Raw genomic sequence first — 22,837 nt, 5'->3', positions numbered from 1 at the left:
TTCGAATTTATCTATTTATTCCCTTGTTTTCTCTGAATTATTTGTGGGGATAGCTCAGACTCTGACCCCTTGATTTTTCTGACGTATAAACGAAAAAAACTCCGAAGCTAATCTCAACTGAAATTAGCTTCGGAGTTTTTTAATGGTGCGGGAGGAGAGACTTGAACTCTCACATCCTGAGGATACTGGAACCTAAATCCAGCGCGTCTACCAATTCCGCCACTCCCGCGAACGGTGTGCATTATAGGGAAGGCATTTTAAAGCGCAAGCTTTTTTGTGACGAAAATTGAAAAAAGATTTGAGGTGGTTGAATTGTGGTCGAAAAGGAGCGTTCAGACACGCTAACCTGACTGCATGCTGTAAGCCGCAAGCTTTAAGCTGTAAGTGGGCTTTTTTAATAAAGCCTGTTATGCCAACTTGAAATAGGCAATGGCGCCTATTAGCACCAGCATCACGTAGCAAACAAATTGAATACCGGCCTGTCGGTGTTTGGCTGCCAGGGCTAACACGGTGGCATTAGTTGCTTCTTTTAAGAGAGCGGCGCCTTTTGCTGAAACGAATACCATAGGTATTTTAAGGTATACTGGCGAGCCTAGTTGATTCCAGATATCTGGTTCGAGGTTTTTTACCGATTGATAATATTTGTACTCAACCAACCCGGAACGCAACATCAGGACCAGCCAAATAGTGCCGAGAATAATTGCAATGACCATATTTTCGTCTTCCTTTACTTAGTATTTGTTACCTATTTAAAAGCAAATGACAGCCGGAAAGATTCATCAGGCATTGATTCGACGATCCGGCTGCAAGTGGGTAAGTATTAAGCTTCTTCTTTTACTTCCTGTTGAGGCTCCGCTTCAGGGGCTTCTTTTATGGCAAAATACAGTACCGCGCCAATGACGATTGCGCCAAGGCGAATTGCCCAGCCTACGTTTTCTCCCCAATTATCGACCCACATCAGGATCTTTAATTCATAGCCCACAAGATTTAAAAGTAATGATGCAATACCTGCGATTAGTAAGTACAAACCGGCTTGTTTCATAGTGTTTATCCTTGTTGTAATTATTATTTTTCCGTTAACCAATCATTGAAAATTATTCATATCAATAACGTATACCAATTCCATTAAGTTTTTGCACAACTCAGAGTTTGGGCAGAGGTTCATTTGCAACATAGATTTCATTGATATAGTCATTCTATATTACTGAAATCTAGGGCCGGAAATGGACCTCTGATAAACTCCCTACGGGTGAGTTTTAAAGGCTTTTATACGGCGTTATTGATTTTGACAATGGAGCGACCATTCTCGGCAATCAAAGCCTTGCCTAAAAGCCTTTAAATTCTCACTGAGTGGGAAAACACTTAGTGGACTTGGTATTAATTAACCAATTAACCATACCGGAAGTAGGGGGATAAAATAAAGCGTTTTAAGATAAAACAACCAGGAAGCAGAGAAGCGGCATTCGGGGGATAAGGAACCGGGCGCCTAAGGAATTATAAATAATGTACAGATACAAGAAATAACGTGCACTAGCAATCGCTAAAATTACAACGAATGGGGATTAATAACGTAATAGAAAAAGAAAGATAGAGAAACAGATGAGGAAAGTTGGCTGGGGTACGAGGATTTGAACCTCGGAATGACGGGATCAAAACCCGCTGCCTTACCGCTTGGCTATACCCCAACTCAGGGCTTTCTTACATTGTTTGCTTTGATACGCTCCACTTAAGGAAAGTGGCTGGGGTACGAGGATTTGAACCTCGGAATGACGGGATCAAAACCCGCTGCCTTACCGCTTGGCTATACCCCAACAATGTAAATGGTGCGGGAGGAGAGACTTGAACTCTCACATCCTGAGGATACTGGAACCTAAATCCAGCGCGTCTACCAATTCCGCCACTCCCGCGAGGATGGTGGCTACGGCGGGACTCGAACCTGCGACCCCATCATTATGAGTGATGTGCTCTAACCAGCTGAGCTACGTAGCCTTCCAAACACTTGTCTGAGTTGCCTCAAGCAAGTGCGGCGTATTATGCAAATCTGCCCTGTGGTCGTCAACTGTTTTTTTCGAAAAAATTACGACTTTTTGATTGTTTGCTCAAAGAGTCGTCAGTTTGCTGCATTAATGCCCGAATTTAACTGAAAACGCTCCAATGGGGGCGTTTTTAGATTATCTGCTTTGGTTAACTGGCAAAGCTTGCGGTCAGATCAAAAGAGCGCTTGCGACTCATTAAGTAAAATGTTGCTGGCACAAAATAGAATGAAAGCAGGGTAGTCAACACGGTGCCACCGGCGATAGCGATAGCAAATGGAGGCCAAAAACCGCCACCAGCCAGGATCAAGGGTAAAAATCCACCAACCGTGGTAATCGTTGTTGAACTGATATGACGAGTACAACTTAACACGCCATGGATAATAGCCTCTTTATTTCCGTGAATGGCAGCTTCGTCGGCTTTTAATTCCGCTAATATAACAATCGCTGAGTTAATCGCCAGGCCCATTAAGCCCAGTAGTCCAACGATAACGGTAAAGCCAAATGGGTAATTAAAGACAAATACGCTCAATAAGCCCAGGCCCATCGACATAAATGCGGCGATAAATATTACGGCGGATACTCGAAATGAATTAAACGACAACACCACAACTGTGATGAGCAGGGTCAGGATAATGCCAACACTGCCCAACAGCTTCCCTACCGCTTTATTTCTGGCATCAGACTCGCCACCAATTTCCAGCGAGTATCCATACGGAACGTCAAGTGCGCCGTTATCTATTTGTGCTTTTATTTTATCCAGCACCACCGATGGCAGGACGCCGGCGCGTAAATATCCCTCGATAACATTGACCCGTTTACCATCGCGGTGCGGAATAGCGCCCCGTGATGGTTCAATGTTGACTTCAGATACCGCGGACAGAGGGATAAATTCACCAGTGGCGGCATTGATAATGGGGAAGTTTGTTAAATCGCTGATGCCTTGTCGGTGTTCATCACTGGCTCGAACCCTGACATTTATCGATTCTGTTGCCTCAATAACTGAACCTTGCGGTCGCCCCTGCAAACTTCCTTCCAATTGTCCGGCCAGAGCGCCTAACGAAAGTTGTAAGGTGCTAATCGCGTCCTCATCGGCTTTCACCCAGGCTTTTGGTGTGCCAGCCAGTAATGTTGCCCGGGTATGAACCACGTCCTTTGTTTCCGAAAAAATGCGGCGTAAGCGGGCGCCTATTTCCTGCAAGGTATCGAGATTCGGCCCGTAAATACGTATTTCAATGGGCGCATTGAATGGTGGTCCCTGTTCCAGCTTACGTACCAGTACCTGTGCCTGGGGAAACTGGTCATCAAGTTGGCGCTGTAATTTTGGGATCAAGCGATTTGCTTCTTTAAAATCTGTCGTAGTGATCATTGCCTGGGCGTAATTTTGCATGCCATCCTTGGCGGCAATCAGGTTGTAATAAAATGCCGGGGCACTTTTGCCGATAAACCAGCGAACATCTTCAATACCCTGATGTTGATATAATGCAGTGCTAATCTCGTCAGTCAGCGCTTTGGTGGCATTGATACTATTTTGCGGAGGTAAAAACACCTCAATATGAAACATGTCACGGTCAGAGGGCGGAAAAAACTGCTCTGACAGGCTGCCGGCGGCGATAAATCCGGCGATCGGTAAGGAAAATACCAGGGCAATAATGGTCTTAGGGAAACGTAGTGACCAGGTTAGACTGTTGCGAAAGTGCTGCTCCAGCGCATTAATACGTAATCCCTGGTTATACCAGTGCGGTGCCTGGTCTCGTTTCACAAATCGACCGGATAAACCGGATACTATGGTATGAGAGATCAGGTAAGAACCAATTAACGAGAAAATCACGCTTAACGCGATGCCACCAATAAATTCACCGGCATCACCAGGCATCAGCACAATGGGCATAAATGCCAGTATGGTGGTCAGGGTTGAGCCGAGTAACGGTAACCACAAGTGGCGAACCGACTGCAACACTGCCTGCAGGCCATTAATGCCACGTTGCTTTCGTTGTTGAATGCTGTCAGTCATGACAATCGCGTTGTCGACCATGATCCCCAGCGCCACCACCAGACCGGTCACAGACATCTGGTGTATGGGTAAACCGGTAAAGTTCATCACCGACAGGGTAAATAACACCGTTAATGGCAGGGAAACGACAACAATGATTGCCGCGCGCCAGCCCAGGGTGATAAACAGAACCAGGGCAATGATCAAAAAGCCCAGCAGAATGTTATCGACCAGGTCACTTAAGCGGGCATCGGTATAGGTATTTTGATCGAACAGAACCTGCAATGACATGCTCGATGGTAGCAATTTGGCAAGTTCCTCGGTTTTCGCATCGACACGCTGGCTCCATTGATCAATGCGGATACCGCGAACCATTCGGGTGGCGACTACTAATGCCGGTTTGCCATTAATAATCGCAATTTCTGATAAGGGTTGCTGCAATTGCCGGGTGACATTGGCGACATCGGCGATGCGTAGAATCTGATTATCGTCGCTGCGCAGGGGAATGTTTCTGATTCGCTGCAGGCTATCAAGGGCACCAACGACTTCAATCTGTAGTTGATTATTGGCATTAAACAACTTACCGGCTGGTACTTTGACGTCGGCAGCCAGGACCGCCTGGGCGACCTGTTGTGCCGAAATATTGGCAAGCGCTGCTTTTTGTTGGTCCAGTTCAACCACGATCTCTTCGTCATTGATACCGTGAATATCAACGATGTCGGTACCGGCTACCAGACGCAGCTGGCTTTGCAACTCTTTGGCATAGCGGCCCATAATCAGTAGGTCGGGTTGTGCGTCCCGGTTGTCATCCTGCCAGTTTAAGGCGATCAATCGGGTGTAGGCGAAACTTCGCTCTTCGTCGAACCTTGGTGGTGAGCTTTCCGCGGGTAATTGCGGGGACACGTCGGCAAGTAAATCACGAATTCGGGAAAATACCGGTTTGGAATCGGTAATGTGACCCTCTAATTTTACCTGAATAACTGAAATTCCGGGCCGTGACGTTGATGCCAGGTATTCAATCTCTGACAATGTCTGCAACTTTTGCTCGATTTTTTCGGTCACCAGGGCTTCGACACGTTCGGCACTGGCACCCGGGTACTGGGTGATCACCAGGCCAAAGCGGTTTTCCATGGTCGGATCTTCGGAGCGGGGCAGGGCCGATAATGATGCTAAACCTGCTACCACCAACAAAATGATCAATAGCGCCATCAGGCGACCATTGCGAACAAAGATCTCAATCATGGTGCACTTACCAACTCTTTAACGCGAACCAGTTGACCACTGACAAGTCGTTGCAGTCCACTTTTTACGATTAAGGCATCGTTATCCAGTTGTCCGCGGATATAAGCACTGTCCTGAGTCACATAAAGAATTTCCACCGTCTGCGGTTGTATGGTAAACAGATCCTGTTCGCCACGGCTGAGGATATAAACGTTCCAGACGCCACGAACACCGTCAGTAATGGCCGACAGGGGCACCCAGAAACCATCCGCTTTTATATATTGCTGATAATCCAGATAACCGAGCTGATTATTATAAACCGCCAATGTATCCGGTAATCGAAAACGCAACTGTACCGTCCGGCTGAGAGGGTTGATATCGCTGTTTATAGAAACATTGTCAACGTCGATTTTTGCCTCGTCAATCAGTAACTGATGATGAGTCTGCTCAGCAATTGCTCCGACAAGGTGCTGTGGCACCCCGACCTTCAATTCATTTTGCTCACCCTGCTGCAATTCAAAAGCCATGGTCTGTGGTGACACCAGCTCACCTTTATTGATTAGCCGTTTGTTAATGGTTCCGGCAAATGGAGCGGTGATAGCGGTGCGCTTTAACTGATAATGTTTGGCATCGATATTGGCTTGCACTTGTTGCAGGTTGGCATTTAATACCTGCATTTCGGCAATTAACTCATCTTTACTCTGCGCCGAGGTGTAGCCCTGTTCAATCAAGGCATTGACCCGGCGCAAATTTGCCTGGGTCAACGCTTGCTGGGCTTTAAATTGAGCCTGTTGAGCGCTCAGTTGTTGCAGCTCTATGGTGAGTAGTTCCTGGTCCAGGGTTGCCAGAATTTGCCCTTGTTTGACCTTGTCCCCTTCAAAAGCGAGCACTGAATCCACTCGTCCGGATACTTCAAACATTAGTCGGGCCGATTGCCTGGAACGCACTGTGCCAGCAAACTTGCGTTCCACATAATACCCCGATTGTGCCTTCAGGCGGTGGGGTTCAACCTGATGATGATATTTCTGTGAGGAAGTACTGGTGGTACTGGTTTGCAGCTCATTACAGCCAGTCAGTGGCAATAACAGAATGGCCAATAAGGTGGCTAGCAACGGGCATTTTTGTGGCATGCGACGGCTAAAAAGCGGTTTTAGTTGTTGGCGTTGGCGAATCATAATCACAAAGTATACTGGACGGTTCAGTCTAGTTTAGGTAGTTTAAACTGGACTGTCTAGTTTGATTTGTTACAATTCTTTAGAAATGAGTTACAAAGATATCGATAATGATTACGAGCGAAAGTTGGTTTGGTCAGCGATATTGTTTACCTGGAGAATTGCGTGTCATCCCCGAAAACCAGAAGTAAGAGTGAAGAAAAACGTCAGCAGATTTACGATGCGGCTGCAGAGTTGTTCTGTGAAAAAGGATTTTCTGCGACGAGTATGGATCTGGTTGCAAAAACCGCGGGGGTGTCAAAGCAGACGGTGTACAGTCATTTCGGCAGCAAAGATGATTTATTTGTTGCCACCATATCCGCCCGCTGTGAAGAATTTATTTCCACATCTACGCTAAGTCCCGAGGACAGTGAGCCTTACACCACCTTGTGTCAATATGCCGAGCATTTCCTGGCCCTGCTACTGTCTCCGCAGGCATTGGCCATTCATCGTATTTGTATCAATGAATCGACCAGCTACCCGCATGTGTCGAGGTTGTTTTACCAGGCGGGGCCGCAACGGGTGATCGCCGAAGTCCGGGATATCTTAGCCGGGTATAAACGCCAGGATATCCTCGCCATTGGCGATGTGCACACCGCTGCGATTCAGTTTTTATCGATGATTAAGGGAGAGATCTGGATGCAGAAAGAGTACAACATTGAACAGCCAATGAGCATCGACGAGGTAAAGCGCTATATCGCTGCCAGTGTCCGACATTTCTTAAGGGGTTATGGCTACAAGCTTCCGCCCGCTAACCATTAAAGAACCCCTTATCGCCAGCATTTCCCAGCTTTAATTGGCGGCAGATTTCGCTTTGCTGGTCGAGTCGCGCACCAGTAAAGTCGGGGTAAACTGCTGGCAGATATCGTCGGCTTTTTGTTTACGAATTTCACTGATTAATAGCGCAGTCGCATTCTGGGCGATGGTCTGGTTCGGTTGATCTGCGGTAGTAATTTTCGGCCAGGTTTGCCTCGAGAATGGACTGTTTTCAAAGCCCACGATCGACAAATCTTCGGGAATGGCGATATTGGCAAGGCGAGAGGCGAACAACGCCCCGGCGGCAATTTCATCATTACAGGAAAAAATCGCCGTTGGACGATGTTGGCGCTGTAGTAACTCGGTCGCACCAGTAACCCCGGAATCAAACGAGTACTCGCCATCGATGATCAGGCTTTCATCAACCTTGATGTCATGCTTATTAAGTGCTTGTCGGTAACCTTCGATTCGTTCAAATGTAGACTTATGTTCCTTGCCGCCACTGATAAACCCGATAGCTTTGTGGCCGAGTGCAATCAGGTGTTCGGTAATTGCATAGGCGGCATCAAAGTCATTAACCATGATGCATGGCGAAATGCCATCCGGCGCATCATGACCAGAAAAAATTCGCACGAAATTAACCCCAAGGTCGGTTAAGCGTTCGATAACCGTCGGCATTTCTGAAAACGGTGGCGTCAGCACCACTCCTGAGATCCGGGAATGACGGATCATGGTGGTGATTTCATCGATTATATTTTCAGCTTTTGCATTGCAGGGGTGAATCACCAGTTCAAAGTTTTGTTTACGGCACTCCTGCAAAATACCATTTTGCATATCAATGACATAATAGGCATTGGGATTATCGTAGATAAAGGCGATACTGAATGACTTACTGCCGGCAAGGTTGCGTGCTGCCGCATTTGGCTGGTAATTCAACTCCTTGACGGCGGCTTCCACTTTTTCCCGGGTTGCGCTACGAACAGAGGCTTCCTGGTTGATCACTCGCGATACGGTTTTAATTGATACTCCGGCATGGCGGGCTACATCATTAATGGTGACCTTCATGGTACATCTGTCCTTGTCTTTGGTGGGGGTAACGCCGGGCTTGCGCAACAGGGAAATCTATTGTTTATTAATGCCTGTCTATACCACTGGCGTATTCGAGCGATCAATATCGGCTTACTATACGTCAAATTTAATTGCGATGACAAATACCCAACCCCTTGATGGTTCCGATTGCACAAAATCTTCACTCGAAGCAGTAATAAAACCTGTAAACTTTCAGCCGTAGTATCAATTTATCATAATCATAAGCTACTGATTTTATTAGCCTGTAGATTAGCTTTACTGAGCCAATTGACTGCGTTTTAAGCAAAAATTCCAGAATAAAAAAAATCTTTTCAAAATTAAAAATTACGTGTATGGTTTTATTAAGCTTTATGACAGCGTTGTCATTTTGGTGAGTCAATAACGGGGAAAAGGGATGAACCGTGATGATTTTACAGACTGGCAATTCATAGAGTGAAAAAAATAAAAAATATATAAGGAACAAGAAGATGTCGTCATTCAAATTCCAAAAGCGGCTGCTTGCCAGCAGTATCGCTATGGTCCTTTCTGGTGCCAGCGCATCAGCATTGGCTGCCGAGGAGTCTGTAGATAACCAGGATATGGAGGTTATCGAGGTCACCGGTATTCGGGGAAGCCAACAAAAAAACCTCAACGCAAAGCGTTTTTCTAACGCAATCGTCGATGTAATCACCGCCGAAGATATCGGCAAATTTCCGGATAAAAACGTTGCTGAGTCGTTGCAGCGAATTCCCGGTATTACCATTCAGCGCCAGTTTGGTGAAGGTGCTGCGGTGTCTATCCGTGGTGCGGGCCAGGACCTGACCTTAACTACGCTAAATGGCCAGAATGTAGCGTCAACGGGCTGGTTTGTACTGGAACCGGCAAAGCGCAGTTTTAACTATGAGTTACTGCCATCAGAGCTGGTTGGCGATTTAGAGGTATATAAATCCTCTCGTGCTGACCTAGCGGAAGGTGGCGTCGGTGGCACGGTTGTCGTAAACACGCGCAAGCCGCTAGATCTGGAGTCGCTGTCCGTTTATGGCTCTGTTGAAGCCTCCTATCAAACCGATTCCGAAGAAACTGACCCGTTGTTTTCAGGCCTGGTAAGCTGGAAAAATAACGACGAAAGCTTTGGTGCCCTGGTTTCTGCCGTCAAGCAGGATCGTTCATTACAGCGTCAGGGTAATGAAGCGTTCTGGGAGTGGGGTGCAGGTCCGGTCGCATTTGAACAGGAACGTCAACGTTCCGCGCTGAATGCGACCTTTCAATATGCGCCAAACGATAACTGGGATATCGTCCTTAATTATATCGATATGAAGATGGAGGCGGATAATACCAATTACGCGTTATGGCTGACTCAGGCAGATACCTCCTGGGGTGACAGCAGCAATACTACCTGGTTAGGGCAAACCGCAACCAACCAGGGTACACAGATCGCTGGTCCATTGAATGTTGCTTTTTATCAGATGCGTCCTCGTGAAGCGACGATGAATTCCGATGTCCTTGATCTTACCGTCAATTACAGCGGTGATGGCTATGCGTTCAAATTCCAAATCGGCGATACCAGTTCTACCGGTGGTACCGACTTTGAAATGGTACTGGATGATGGCTTAGTGCCATCGATTGCGGGTGGTACTTATGACTTTACCGGTGGTAACCAGACCTGGGATTTGCCAGCCGGTTTTGATATGGCCAGCTACGATCCGGGCTTACTGAACATGGGGACCGGTCCAAACTTCAACCGCACACCGAAAACTGATGAAGAAAGCTATATCCAGGGTGATCTCACCTTTGATGTGGAGTGGGGGGTAATCGCCTCGCTGAAGACCGGTTTGAAGTATGCCGAGCACGAAACCACGTCGCGCCGTTTTGAATATATTCAAAGCGATGATTTTGTTAACGGTTTTGCCACCGCAAACCTGCAAAACGGTACCATTGATGTGGGTGCTGGCGACTATGAAATCATGAAATTTGATGCTGACGAACTGAAGCGCCTGGCAAAAGCCAGTATCATCGGTGAAAACGAAGATTTTGGTGCCTACAGTGAAGTCCAGGAAGAAAATTTCGCCGCGTATGTGATGGCCGAATTTGCCGGGGACAATTTCAGCGGTGATTTTGGTGTTCGCTATGTGTCGACCGATGCCAAATCGGTGTATTTCCTTGATGGTATGCAAACCAGTAGTAGCGCCGATTACAGCGAAGTATTGCCGAGCGTAAACCTGAAATATGAACTGTCTCAGGAATTGCTGCTACGCGCTTCCGCTTCACGGGCTATGGCGCGTCCCCAGTATGTGGACATGTACGTCAATCCAAATGTTGTCGGTACCAATGATGACACGCCGAATAACCAATTCTGGATTGTCGGTAACATCGGTCTTAAGCCATTTACTTCAAATGCGTTTGATTTGGGGCTTGAGTGGTACTTCAACGATTCATCGCTGGTTGCTGCAACGCTATTCTATAAACAGGTAGATAACTTTGTTACCTTCACCAATCGCAGTGCTACAGCGGCTGAAATTCCATTCCCGTTACCGCCACAAGAGGCTGCCGTGGGTTGGACTGTCCAGGAGAAATCTAACGGTAAAGACGCCACCCTGCAAGGTCTTGAGTTACAGTATCAACAGGACTTTGGCAATGGTTTCGGTGCGTTGCTTAACTACACCTACACGGACTCAGAAACCGATGAAGATACCTTCACCGATATGAACCCGTTCCTGAGTGATAGTTCAGAGCACGCATATAATGCCACCGGATATTATGAGAATGACCTGTTTTCGGTGCGCTTAGCCTATAACTGGCGGAGCGAATATATGCTGCGTGAATCCGGCTCTTACGGGAACCGCCTGCATGATGACTTCGGTACGCTCGATTTGAGTGCGGTTTGGCACGTAACCGATCACTTTGATGTGAAGTTAGATGTCAACAATATTACCGAAGAAAGCTCCAAGCAATTTGGTAACAATAACTATCCAACCTCATACAGTGGTTTTGCCGATGGCTTCCCATTATATGAGTACGAGATGGCAAGACGTATCAACTTAGGCGCAAGTTTCCGCTTTTAAGTTGTTAATGAACCGATAAAAAGGGAGAGAAATCTCCCTTTTTATCAAAAAAAAGTGTTTTTTCACTTGTCTTGGCTTTTACTCCCGGTTTAGTCTATCAGCCTAAAAACAACTAAGGTCTACATTTAGGGAGAAGTTAAATGAGCCAGCAAAATGTACAGCCGTTAAATAAAAACATCCACGGCAAAACAAAAATTAAAGCACAAAGAAATTTCAAACAGGCTGAAGCACAACATTTAGTTCCATTGGTGGTTCACGAGTTTTCTCGCGCCAGTGCCGAATTCCCTGTCGTATTTGTTAAGAACACCGAAAATGGTACGTTCCAGCCGGTTGCCTTATTTGGTCTGAAGCCGGGCGAAAACCTGTACACCGAAGGCGAATTCTGGGGTGGAACCTACGTACCAGCCTGTATGACTCACTTTCCTTTGGCATTAGTGCCGGAGTCAAAAGAGTCTGATAAGTATATGGTAATTATTGCCACCGACAATGATGTGGTTAATGAAGAAGAAGGCCAGCCATTATTCGAAGAAAACGGTGATGAAACCGAATTCCTGGCCAAACGTAAAGAAGCCATGGCTTCTTATCTTGAGCATTCGCATATCACGCGTATGTTCACTAAGGAATTAGCCGACAAGGACTTGCTGGTACAGCAAAACCTGGAAATCAACCTGAATGGCGAAAAAATCGCAATCAACGGTTTGTATTTGGTTAATGAGAAAAAACTGAATGAATTAAGCGATGAAGATTATCTGGAACTTCGCAAGCGCGGGTTCTTAGGGCCAATTTTTGCTCACCTGAACTCCATGCACCAGGTTCATCGTTTGGTTCAGAAGAAAGCTCAAACAGCTGCTGAGGCCGCTTAATCCTCAGCGCTCGAGCTTTCCTGAAAGGGTTAGTCGAGCCATATGAATCAAACAGCAGTGCGATCCATCACCATAGTCGGTGGTGGATCTTCTGGTTGGATGACTGCGTTATATCTCAACAAGTTATACAACCACCAGCAATCCCAGGTCGCTATTCGCCTTATCGAGAGCAAAGATGTCGGAATTCTCGGCGTTGGCGAAGCAACCGTACACTCCATTCGATTTTTCTTTGCCGCCATGGGCCTTGATGAGGCTGAGCTGTTAAGAGAAACCAATGCCACGCTAAAAACAGGTATCCTGTTTAATAACTGGATGCAGCCTGAAAACGGCGTAATGCATCAGTATTTCCACCCATTTGAGCATCAGCCATTAGGCAATATCCTTGATATCTCCACTAGCTGGATTCTGCGTTCCCGGCACCTGTTTGAACGTTATGATCAAGGCGTTTCCTTATCCGCGGCGTTAATGGCGCATAATCACTGTCCGAAAATGCCTGATTCCAGGCCCTATGAGGGGATCACTCCCTATGGTTACCATCTGGATGCGTCTGCCATGGCGCGCTTTCTGCGCCGCAAAGCCGTGCAGGCCGGCGTTAAACATATTGAAGCCCTGGTTCAGGAGGTTGTTGTCGAGGGTGGCAATATTCATTCGGTGATGACCGATAAGGGCGAATTTAGCAGCGATATTTTTATCGATTGCAGCGGCTTTAAAGGCCTGTTGATTGAACCGCTAAAAGCTGACAACTGGCAGTCTTTTCAACACCAGTTACCCTGTGATAAGGCTGTTGCCATGCAGGTCGCTTACCGGGATCAGCAAACGCCCCGTAGCTATACCACCGCAACCGCCTTAAGCCATGGTTGGGCTTGGGAAATCGATTTAACCTCACGTCGCGGCAGTGGTTATGTCTACGACTCGCGTTATATTGATAAAGCCCAGGCTGAACAGGAATTGCGCGAGCACCTTGGTGACGATGTTGAGGTGTTAAAAACCCTGCATCTGGATATGAAAGTTGGCTGTCGCAAAGAATTCTGGCTGGGCAACTGTATTGCCATTGGTTTAAGCGGCGGCTTTATTGAACCGCTTGAATCAACCGGACTGCACCTGATTAATGTCGGTGCGAAACTGCTGTCTACTCACATTAACAGTCGCGATATAAGCCAGGCGACCCGCGATTCCTATAATCGCCTGATGAACGGTGTTTACGATGACCTCAAGCGTTTTATTGTTCTTCATTACTGCCTGAGCGATCGTGATGATAGCCAGTTTTGGCGCAATGCCCAACGCAGCGTTGATTACTGTCCGCAGTTAAGCCAGCAACTACAAACCTGGCAACATAAAACCTGCGAGTTTATGGATCTGGCTGGCGGTTATGCGACCACGTTCACCGATGAAAATTATCGCTTTATTCTTTATGGCATGGGGCATTATCCCAGCTTACATATGCCATTTGATCAAGCCAGTTGCGATCAGATATTTGACCGTTTGCAATCTATGAGTCAACGGGCATTGCAAGTGAGCATGCCACATGAACGTTTCCTCGCTTCGATTCACCCTGAAAAGCAGTGTATTACGGGTGCATAGGCGGTAATGAGATGAATAATATTGCGCCTAATGATCGCGAAAACCGACAGCGACCGATTCAGCGGGTATTGATTGTCGGTGGCGGCACCGCAGGCTGGCTGACCGCAAACCATCTTGCCAGCCAGTTAAAACCCTCACCGGATAAAGGTGTGGAGATAATCCTGGTCGATTCAGAACATATTCCTGCAATTGGCGTGGGCGAGGGCACGGTGCCGATGCTGCGACATAGCCTGCAGGCTTTTGGTATCGATGAAGGACGCTTGATCCAGGAATGTGATGCGACGTTTAAGCAGGGCATTAAGTTTATTGACTGGCTGGATACTCCCCCTTTCGGTCAGTCATCCCATTATCATCATTTATTTGATTATCCTCTGATTAGTGAAATTCCGGACCTTACCGCCTACTGGTTACAACTGCCGGTGGATAAGCGTCCGGCCTATACCGACTTTGTCGCTTTCCAGGGACAGGTCTGTGATAAGGGACTGGCACCGAAACATATAACCAGTGCTCAGTATCAGGGCCACTGCCAGTATGCATATCACCTGGATGCGGCGAAATTTACCCGGTTGTTGCAACAACATGCGACCGAACATTTTGGCGTGACATTAATCAAAGCCAATGTCAGTGATGTCACCCTAGACCCGCAGGGTGACATTGCTGCGGTGGTTACTGACTGTGCCGGGGCTATTAACGCCGACCTGTTTGTAGATTGTTCTGGATTTAACGCCATATTACTGGAAAAAGCCTTAGGCGTTGGCTTTATCAGGAAAAATCAATCCTTGTTTGTTGATAAGGCCTTGGCGGTTCAGGTGCCATACCAGGATGCAGAGCAGCCAATTCCCAGTTTTACCAAGGCGACGGCAAAGTCGGCTGGCTGGGTTTGGGATATCGGCTTAACTACTCGACGTGGTTGCGGTTATGTTTACTCCAGCGCTCACTTAAGTGAATCCCTGGCGGAACAGGATTTTCGAAATTATCTGGGCGATACCAAAGAGGACTATGAAATTCGCCAGATAGACATGAACGTGGGTTACCGACAAACCTTCTGGCATAAAAACTGTGTGGCAATTGGTTTGTCGCAGGGGTTTGTCGAACCATTAGAAGCGACAGGACTGTTGCTATTTGATGTGACTGCAAAAATGCTGGCGCAACAATTTCCATCGCATCGGGCGTTAATGCCATTGGTCGCCGAGCAGTTTAATCAAAACGTCAGGCACAGTTGGGAGCGGGTGATTGATTTCATTAAGCTCCATTATTTTCTGTCTCGCCGCGATGACAGCGATTTTTGGCACGACAACCGCCAGTGGAGTGGTTTAAGCCCGGTATTGCAGGAACGGTTACAACGCTGGCAATGGCAACTGCCGAGTGCCTATGACTTTGCCAGTGGCTATGAAATTTTTAATCTTGAGAATTACCTGTATGTGCTTTATGGCATGGAGTTTTGCACGGATTTATCCCAAAGCCAGTATCGCTACAACGAGCAACAACGGGTTGCCCAGCTACAACATCAGTTACAACAACACCGCCAACAATTATTAAAGCAACTACCTGAGCACCGGCAGTTGCTGGCGAAAATTCGCCAGTTTGGCCTACAACGCCAATAAAGATAACTAACACTGATGGCCGACAAAATGCGATACATCAGGGTGGATGAATTAACAAGGAAACAGGAACCATAACAATGAAAAATCCTTTGGTGATTTCCCTTTTAAGCCTGGCACTGTTAAGCGCCTGTAATACCGAAACCGACACAACAAGTTCTCAACCGGCAATAAACATGGCGGTGATTGACCAGGGGGCCCTGGATACATTTGCCAATTCACTGCAAGTCGAATTTGAACTGGTGACCAACGTTGCCGATGGGCAATGCGATAAGGCCAAACACGATGGCTTATGTTATCAGGGGCGTTTGAATTTTACCGCACAGGAAGACTTTTATTATAAAGACTGGGCTATCTATTTCTCCCTGATTAACCCGGTACAAACGTTTGCCGCCGGCGAGTTTACCATTGCCCACGTTAATGGCGATTTACACAAGATTTCACTGTCAAAAAGCTTTAGTGGATTTCGTAAAGGGGAGACCAAATCCCTGGATTTTCGTGCCGATTTCTGGAGCCTGGCGGAAACCGATTTGATCCCCAATTACATCCTTGCTGTCGATGAAACCAGTCCGGTTGCGAACCAAGGGGAATGGCAAGCGCGAGTGATTGCCAGTACCCGTACCCAGGTTGACCCGGAAACCGGAATAGAGATAAGCCCTTTTGTTAAGGAATATACCGAGGTTCGCGAGCAATTTAAGCGCACTGACACCGACCAGACGCAATGGGCCACCGCCGAGGTATTATTTGCCCGTAATAGCGCGATGCCGGCAAGCAACCACCAGTTGCAAACGGCGGTGATTCCAACACCGACATCCGTTGAAGTGATAGATACTGAACCGGTGGTGGACTTAAGTGACGGCATAGATCTTAAGTTTAACCAGGTTAACAAAGCGTCAGTGGCAGCAGCGCTGCAACGCCTCGATTCGCTGGGGGTGAAATTGTCCGCATCAGGCATTCCTGTGATGTTGCAACTTAACGAGCATGCCGGCAGCGTTGAAGGAGCGTATCAACTCGATATTATTGATAGGAAAATTACCATCACAGCGGCAAACGAGGCGGGCATTTTTTATGGCTTACAGACCCTGGCCGGGCTTATCCGTGTTACGGATTTAACGCTACCGGCCGTTCAGATTCAGGATCAGCCTTATTATGATTTTCGTGGCATGTTTGTTGATGTATCGAGAAACTTCCATTCACAACAGTTTTTATACGATTTAATCGATCAGATGGCCGCTTATAAACTTAATAAGTTACATCTGCACCTGGCCGATGATGAGGGCTGGCGCCTCGAAATACCGGGTCTTGAAGAATTGACAGAGATAGGTTCGAAGCGTTGTTTTGATTTGCGCGAACAGACCTGTTTGTTACCGCAATTAGGAGCGGGAGTTGACCCAACCAGCCCGGTAAATGGTTATTTTACCGTTGAGCAATATAAACAAATCTTAAAGTATGCTGGTGAGCGTCACATCCAGGTAATTCCTTCCCTGGATATGCCGGGCCATTCCCGCGCGGCAATCGTGTCGATGAAACGCCGTTTTGACAAATATATGGGTGCTGGTGATACCGAGAAAGCGCAACAATATCTGTTACACGATCCCAAGGATACGACGGTTTATTCTTCGGTGCAGTATTATAACGACAATACCATCAATGCCTGTATGGACTCTTCCTATGCCTTTATTGCTAAAGTGATGGACGAAGTGAAAGCCATGCATGCAGAGGCGGGATATCCGCTAACCCGTTATCATATCGGCGCCGATGAAACGGCCGGAGCCTGGGTAGATTCTCCTAAATGCCAGGCGTTTATCGCCGGCAATGATAAATTAGAAAAAGCCGAAGACCTGGTGGGTTACTTTATTGAACGTGTTGCGCAAATTCTTGCCGAGCGCGATATCGAAGTTGCCGGCTGGAGTGATGGCATTAGCCATACCAATCCTGACAACATGCCAGATGTTGTTCAGGCAAACGCCTGGGGAGTGCTTTCCTGGCAGGGACATAAAAGTGCCCATCAGCTAGTAAACCGAGGCTGGGAGGTTGTGGTTTCCAGTCCGGATGTGATGTATTTTGACTTTCCTTATGAAGCCGATCCGAAGGAACATGGCTATTACTGGGCTTCCCGCCATACCAATAGCGAAAAAATCTTCAGCTTTATGCCCGATAACCTGCCAGCTCACGCGGAATACTGGTTAGATCGGGAGGACAATCCGTATCAGGCCGATGACACTGTGCAAAAAGATGAGCAGGGCAACATCATCCATCAACCGATGCTAAAGGGTAAAAGGTTTATTGGCATACAGGGCCAGTTATGGAGTGAAAATACCCGCAGCGATGACTTGAGTGAATACAAAATATTCCCTCGTTTGCTGGCATTAGCCGAGCGCGCATGGCACTCACCTGAATGGGCATTGCCTTATGATCATAATGGCCAAATCTATGATCGTGACAGTCATAAAATTAGCCAGCAACAACATCAACAGCGTCGTCAGCAATGGAGTAATTTTGCCGCTACGCTTGCCAATAAAGAGTTTGCCAAACTGGAGTTGGCGGATATTCATTACCGTATTCCTACCGCGGGCGGAAAAATTGAAAATGGACGCCTACAGATAAACTCGGCATTCCCGGGCCTGCCACTGCAATATCGAACCGCTGAATCGGATTGGTTAGACTATACTGCCCCGGTAGAAGTCACTGATGCCGAAATCTGGGTACGGGCTAAAGCCATGACCTCGGAACGTGCTGGTAGGGCACTGAAAGTAAAGTAGTTTTTATTGAGTTAGCAAGGTAATCGAAAAACCTGAAATAAATAATGACAGCGTTGTCATTAGTGGTTAGACTTAGTCAATGATTTTTGAAACTGGCGGTATTGCCCGCCTTGTTGTCAACAGAGCTTATATGCTTAGAGGCTTAAATGCTTAGCAGTGAACAACAACTCTTTTTGGGTATCGACGGCGGCGGCAGCAAATGCAAGGCTGTTATTGTCGATGCGAATATGCAGTGTCTGGGCGAGGGGATTGCCGGCGCTGCAAACCCGTTCCATTGTGTTGAACATGCGCAAAATTCCATCGTCGAAGCGGCCGGGTTGGCCCTCGCTGATGCCGGTATGGATTCGCAACGTATCGGCGATTTGATCGCCGGAGTCGGCCTTGCCGGGGTTAACATCCCCAAATATTTTTCCCTGATGAATGACTGGCAACATCCGTTTAAGGCGATGCATTTAGCAACCGATCTGCATATCGCCTGTTTAGGCGCCCATGATGGCGAGCAGGGTGCGATTATGATTTGCGGCACTGGCTCGGTAGGTTATGTCAGCTCAGCAGATGAGTCCCTGATAGTGGGCGGTCACGGATTTCCCCAGGGAGATATCTGTTCCGGTGCCTGGCTCGGCCTGCAGGCGGTACAACGGGTATTGCTTGCCAGTGATGCATTAGGGGAGCAAACCCTGTTATCGGAAAAAATTTTCCAGGCGCTTGACTGTCAACAGGCTACGGATCTGGTCAGTTGCCTGTCGGGTCAGGGCGCGACGTATTATGCCCGCCTGGCGGTTCATGTGTTTGATGCTGCCGATGCAGGCGACCTGGTGGCGCAACAAATACTGGCTCAGGCCAGCAATTATTTCAGTGCCATGTTCCATAAACTGATGGCCAGAAACCCAACGCGGATCTCCCTGATCGGTGGCTTGCAAGTCCGGCTTAAGGACTGGCTTGCCATCGACATTTTTAATCAGTTCAGTAAACCCAGACAACCGCCTGAAATTGGCGCCATACTGTTTGCCAGACAACAGGCTCAACAAAATTAGTAATAGCATTGCAGGATAGTAGACGATGATGACGACTTTAATGGAACAAGAGGCACGCCAGGCACCCGAAGTGATCGCCGAGCAACTAAAAGTAAATGCGCAGGCGGCGGCAAGGATTGGCGAAAAGCTCAACCAGCTTGATCCAAAAATGGTGATGATAATCGGTCGTGGATCATCCGATCATGCCGGCGTATTTGGTAAATATCTGTTTGAAGTTGAGGTCGGCGTTCCCACTTTTGCGGCGGCGCCTTCTGTTGCCAGCGTATACGGAAAATCCCTGAAACTTAACGGTGCCGTGGCCATTGTTATCTCGCAATCCGGACGCAGCCCGGACATTTTATCGCAGGCGAAAATGGCCAAAGACGCCGGCGCTTACACCATTGCTTTGGTCAATGATGAATCGTCTCCACTGGCAGAGCTGGTTGATGACGTGCTGGGGCTAAAGGCCGGTCCTGAAAACTCCGTTGCGGCAACCAAAAGCTATCTGGCAACCTTAAGTGCACTGTTGCAGTTAGCCGCAAATTGGGGTAAAAACGAGGGACTAATCAACGCCTTGCAAACATTACCAACGGGGTTGCAGCAGGCAATCGATAGCCCGGTGCAACTGACCTCAATGGCATTGACGAATACCCGCAACCTGGTGGTACTGGGACGTGGTCTGGGATTTGCGGTAAGTAAGGAAATTGCGCTTAAGCTCAAGGAAGTCTGTTCCATTCATGCCGAAGCATTTTCCAGCGCTGAGTTTTTACATGGGCCAGTGACGCTTGTAGCCCAGCAATTGACGATTATTGACTGTCATGTCAATGATGAATCTGCCAGTGCTCATCAACAGCAAATAAAGGAAGTGACAACACGTGGCGCTAAAATGATCCATCTGCAACAAGTGGTTGACGATATTCACCCGCGACTGGCGCCACTACTGGTATTGCAGCGCTTTTACCTGGACGTGGAAAAAGTGGCTGTCGCCAAGGGCTTTAATCCCGATGAACCGCAAGGACTGAAAAAAGTAACACGGACTTTATAATATGCTGCAACGACTTCAGGTTAGTTTGTTTTTTGATGGCGAGGTTTTACAAAGCAATTGCCTGGTGGAAATTCTCAATGGTCGCATTGTCCACACTGAGGAAATTTCCGGAATCGATGCTCAGGCAGAGCAAATCCAGGGGCTGATGGCGCCGGGCCTGATCGATGTACAGGTTAACGGTGGTGGTGGCGCATTATTAAATGTGGCTCCCAGTCTCGAGACCCTTGATATCATGTTTAACGCCCATGCCCAATATGGGACTACGGCGATGCTGCCAACGTTGATAACCGACGATGTCAGTGTTTTGGAAGCTACCGCCGATGTGATCAGTGCCGCGCTGGCGATGAAAAAACCGGGTATTATTGGTGTACATTTCGAGGGGCCGCACCTGTCGGTTCCGAAAAAAGGGGTCCACAACGCCAGTTATATACGTCCCATATCTGATCGGGAAATGGCGGTGTTTTGTCGCCAGGATTTGGGCCAGGTGATGGTTACCCTTGCGCCGGAAAATGTTGCCCCGGAAGATATTGAACGCCTGGTTAATTGTGGGGTACATGTCTGTCTTGGTCATTCTAATGCCGACTTTGCTACGGTAAATCAGGCATTGCAAGCGGGCGCATCAGGCTTTACCCATTTATTTAATGCCATGTCAGCATTCCAGTCGCGCGAACCGGGCATGGTTGGTGCAGCGTTGTTGGACGATAACAGCTGGTGTGGCCTGATTGTCGATGGTCACCATGTTCACTATGATTCGGCCCGCCTGGCAATCAAAACGAAGCAACCGGGAAAAATTATCCTGGTGACCGATGCCATGTCACCGGTAGGAACTGATGAGCAAAGCTTTGACCTTCTCGGAGCCAGGGTACTTCGCGATGGTGACCGATTAAATGCAACAACCGGAGAGTTGGCCGGTTCCTGCCTGGATATGGCAAGCGCGGTGCGCAATACCGTACAGCATTTACAAATACCGAGGGAAGAAGCACTGCGCATGGCATCTTTATATCCGGCACAGTTTTTATCGATAGACAAACGTTATGGCCATTTAAAGCCCGGAGCAACGGCGGACTTTGTCATCTTTGACGACCAGCTGGAGGTCACACAGACATGGGTAAATGGGGCGCGTTTGGTTTAATGCGCCCTAATCATATTGAAAATCGATAGCAGTAGGTTGGTAACAATACAAACAATAAAAACAATATCAATAAACACAAAAGTTGGGGAATTATGCAACATTCAGAAGGTGCCAATATGGCTTCGACCATAACACAGCAATCAAAAAGTAGTTTCGTGCCCATGGCCATTGTTGCCGGGTTATTTTTTATTCTCGGATTCGCGACCTGGTTAAATGGTTCGTTAATGCCGTATTTAAAGCAAATCCTACAGCTAACACCATTTCAGGCGTCGTTGATCCTGTTTTCTTTTTACATTGCAGTAACGTTTACTGCATTACCCTCTGCATGGGTGATTCGTAAAGTTGGCTACAAAACCGGGATGGCACTGGGGATGGTTGGGATGATGATTGCCGGGTTATTGTTTATCCCGGCAGCGAAAACCCAGATTTTTGCGCTATTTTTATTTGCCCAGTTGGTGATGGGGGCAGGTCAGACGCTGCTGCAAACCGCGGTCAACCCTTATGTGGTCCGTATCGGTCCTGAGGAGTCGGCGGCGGCTCGGGTCAGCGTGATGGGGATCCTCAATAAAAGTGCGGGTGTGGTCGCGCCTATGGTATTCACCGCACTGATTCTTGACAGCTTTAAAGACAGGGTCGGTACTGAGTTAACTCAGCTGCAGATTGATGAAATGGCCAATGGCCTGGTATTACCTTATCTGGGGATGGCGTTGTTTATTGGTTTTCTGGCCCTGTTAGTGAAAAAATCACCACTGCCTGAGCTGGAAAAAGAAGACGATGCAGATTTGGCGAACTCGAATCGCCTGCGCGATGTGACTGCGCACCCTAACTTAGTGCTCGGTGTCGTGGCTTTGTTTTTTTATGTTGCCGTTGAAGTGATTGCTGGCGACACGATAGGCACCTATGCCTTATCTCTTGGCATTGAGAATTACGCGGTGATGACCTCCTACACCATGGCCTGCATGGTACTGGGTTATATTATCGGTATTGTTACCATTCCCCGCTTTTTATCCCAGCCGACAGCATTGACCATTTCGGCAGTACTGGGGGTAATATTAACGATTCTTATTGTTATCGCCGATAGCGATTCCTTCCTGTTAGCGAACGCCTTTCTGGTGCCGTTTGGCGGTGCACTGTTACCTGATAGCCTGCTGCTGATTGCCTTGCTTGGATTGGCTAATGCGATAGTATGGCCGGCGGTATGGCCCCTGGCATTATCGGGTCTGGGCAAACTGACCAGTATAGGTTCGGCGTTACTGGTAATGGGAATTGCTGGCGGCGCCTTTGGTCCGTTATTCTGGGGATTGGCAAGTTCGGCATCCGATGCCGGACAGCAGGGGGCGTACCTGGTGATGTTACCTTGTTATCTGTTTATCCTGTTCTACGCGGTCAAAGGATATAAAATCAAACACTGGAAGTAATCTTCTCAATAATGTTGAAAGGTTGACATGGTGAAAGCCCGACGCGAAAGCGCTCGGGCTTTTTTGTCTCGGTCATTT

The 22,837-nt window shown here is 47.7% G+C and carries 15 protein-coding genes and 5 tRNA genes; 10 read left to right on the top strand and 10 right to left on the bottom strand.

What is annotated here, in order from left to right:
• Positions 1-143 precede the first annotated feature (143 nt).
• The 9 genes from E8M12_RS11800 to E8M12_RS11760 all read right to left on the bottom strand — a co-directional run bounded on the left by E8M12_RS11800 (position 144) and on the right by E8M12_RS11760 (position 6,422).
• Positions 144-229, bottom strand: a tRNA-Leu gene (locus tag E8M12_RS11800).
• Positions 230-407: 178 nt separating this feature from the next.
• Positions 408-713: a hypothetical protein gene (locus tag E8M12_RS11795; RefSeq protein WP_136736341.1), complete on the bottom strand. Its 306-nt coding sequence runs from the start codon at positions 711-713 to the stop codon at positions 408-410.
• Positions 714-820: 107 nt separating this feature from the next.
• Positions 821-1,042: a hypothetical protein gene (locus E8M12_RS11790; RefSeq protein ID WP_136736340.1), complete on the bottom strand. Its 222-nt coding sequence runs from the start codon at positions 1,040-1,042 to the stop codon at positions 821-823.
• A 568-nt stretch (positions 1,043-1,610) separates the two neighbouring features.
• Positions 1,611-1,685, bottom strand: a tRNA-Gln gene (locus E8M12_RS11785).
• A gap of 51 nt (positions 1,686-1,736) precedes the next feature.
• Positions 1,737-1,811, bottom strand: a tRNA-Gln gene (locus E8M12_RS11780).
• A 10-nt stretch (positions 1,812-1,821) separates the two neighbouring features.
• A tRNA-Leu gene (locus tag E8M12_RS11775) sits at positions 1,822-1,907 on the bottom strand.
• A 5-nt stretch (positions 1,908-1,912) separates the two neighbouring features.
• Positions 1,913-1,989 (bottom strand) — tRNA-Met (locus E8M12_RS11770).
• 195 nt (positions 1,990-2,184) lie between these two features.
• A complete protein-coding gene (locus E8M12_RS11765) occupies positions 2,185-5,268 on the bottom strand; it encodes an efflux RND transporter permease subunit (protein ID WP_136736339.1) in 3,084 nt (1,027 codons plus the stop codon).
• Positions 5,265-6,422 carry an efflux RND transporter periplasmic adaptor subunit gene (locus tag E8M12_RS11760; RefSeq protein WP_136736338.1) on the bottom strand — a complete coding sequence of 386 codons (1,158 nt, stop codon included), beginning with the start codon at positions 6,420-6,422 and terminating at the stop codon, positions 5,265-5,267. The genes E8M12_RS11765 and E8M12_RS11760 overlap by 4 nt, the downstream gene beginning before the upstream one ends.
• A gap of 162 nt (positions 6,423-6,584) precedes the next feature.
• Between E8M12_RS11760 and E8M12_RS11755 the strand changes: the two genes are divergently transcribed.
• Positions 6,585-7,220 (top strand): TetR/AcrR family transcriptional regulator, encoded by a 636-nt coding sequence (locus E8M12_RS11755; protein ID WP_246034123.1) that lies wholly within the window; start codon positions 6,585-6,587, stop codon positions 7,218-7,220.
• Positions 7,221-7,250: 30 nt separating this feature from the next.
• Here E8M12_RS11755 and E8M12_RS11750 read toward each other — a convergent pair whose 3' ends face one another.
• On the bottom strand, positions 7,251-8,279 hold the full coding sequence (locus tag E8M12_RS11750; RefSeq protein ID WP_136736337.1) for a LacI family DNA-binding transcriptional regulator: 1,029 nt from the start codon (positions 8,277-8,279) through the stop codon (positions 7,251-7,253).
• 491 nt (positions 8,280-8,770) lie between these two features.
• Here E8M12_RS11750 and E8M12_RS11745 point away from each other — a divergent pair, with 491 nt between their 5' ends.
• The 9 genes from E8M12_RS11745 (at position 8,771) to nagP (ending at position 22,759) form a co-directional block, all read left to right on the top strand.
• A complete protein-coding gene (locus E8M12_RS11745) occupies positions 8,771-11,344 on the top strand; it encodes a TonB-dependent receptor (RefSeq protein WP_136736336.1) in 2,574 nt (857 codons plus the stop codon).
• Between the two features lie 140 nt (positions 11,345-11,484).
• A complete protein-coding gene (locus tag E8M12_RS11740; RefSeq protein ID WP_136736335.1) occupies positions 11,485-12,207 on the top strand; it encodes a SapC family protein in 723 nt (240 codons plus the stop codon).
• 42 nt (positions 12,208-12,249) lie between these two features.
• Positions 12,250-13,788, top strand: a complete 1,539-nt coding sequence (locus tag E8M12_RS11735) for a tryptophan halogenase family protein (RefSeq protein ID WP_136736334.1) — start codon at positions 12,250-12,252, stop codon at positions 13,786-13,788.
• Between the two features lie 11 nt (positions 13,789-13,799).
• A complete protein-coding gene (locus E8M12_RS11730; RefSeq protein WP_136736333.1) occupies positions 13,800-15,392 on the top strand; it encodes a tryptophan halogenase family protein in 1,593 nt (530 codons plus the stop codon).
• 77 nt (positions 15,393-15,469) lie between these two features.
• On the top strand, positions 15,470-18,151 hold the full coding sequence (locus E8M12_RS11725) for a beta-N-acetylhexosaminidase (RefSeq protein ID WP_136736332.1): 2,682 nt from the start codon (positions 15,470-15,472) through the stop codon (positions 18,149-18,151).
• A gap of 146 nt (positions 18,152-18,297) precedes the next feature.
• Positions 18,298-19,185, top strand: a complete 888-nt coding sequence (gene nagK, locus E8M12_RS11720) for an N-acetylglucosamine kinase (RefSeq protein WP_136736331.1) — start codon at positions 18,298-18,300, stop codon at positions 19,183-19,185.
• Between the two features lie 25 nt (positions 19,186-19,210).
• Positions 19,211-20,209 (top strand): glucosamine-6-phosphate deaminase NagB-II, encoded by a 999-nt coding sequence (nagB-II, locus tag E8M12_RS11715; RefSeq protein ID WP_136736330.1) that lies wholly within the window; start codon positions 19,211-19,213, stop codon positions 20,207-20,209.
• Position 20,210: 1 nt separating this feature from the next.
• On the top strand, positions 20,211-21,341 hold the full coding sequence (gene nagA, locus E8M12_RS11710) for an N-acetylglucosamine-6-phosphate deacetylase (protein WP_136736329.1): 1,131 nt from the start codon (positions 20,211-20,213) through the stop codon (positions 21,339-21,341).
• A 92-nt stretch (positions 21,342-21,433) separates the two neighbouring features.
• Positions 21,434-22,759: an N-acetylglucosamine MFS transporter NagP gene (nagP, locus tag E8M12_RS11705; RefSeq protein ID WP_438363461.1), complete on the top strand. Its 1,326-nt coding sequence runs from the start codon at positions 21,434-21,436 to the stop codon at positions 22,757-22,759.
• The last annotated feature ends 78 nt before the right edge of the window (positions 22,760-22,837 follow it).

The sequence above is a fragment of the Thalassotalea mangrovi genome (assembly GCF_005116735.1).
Classification (GTDB): Bacteria; Pseudomonadota; Gammaproteobacteria; order Enterobacterales; family Alteromonadaceae; genus Thalassotalea_A; species Thalassotalea_A mangrovi.
This window is presented reverse-complemented; position numbering and strand designations above follow the sequence as displayed.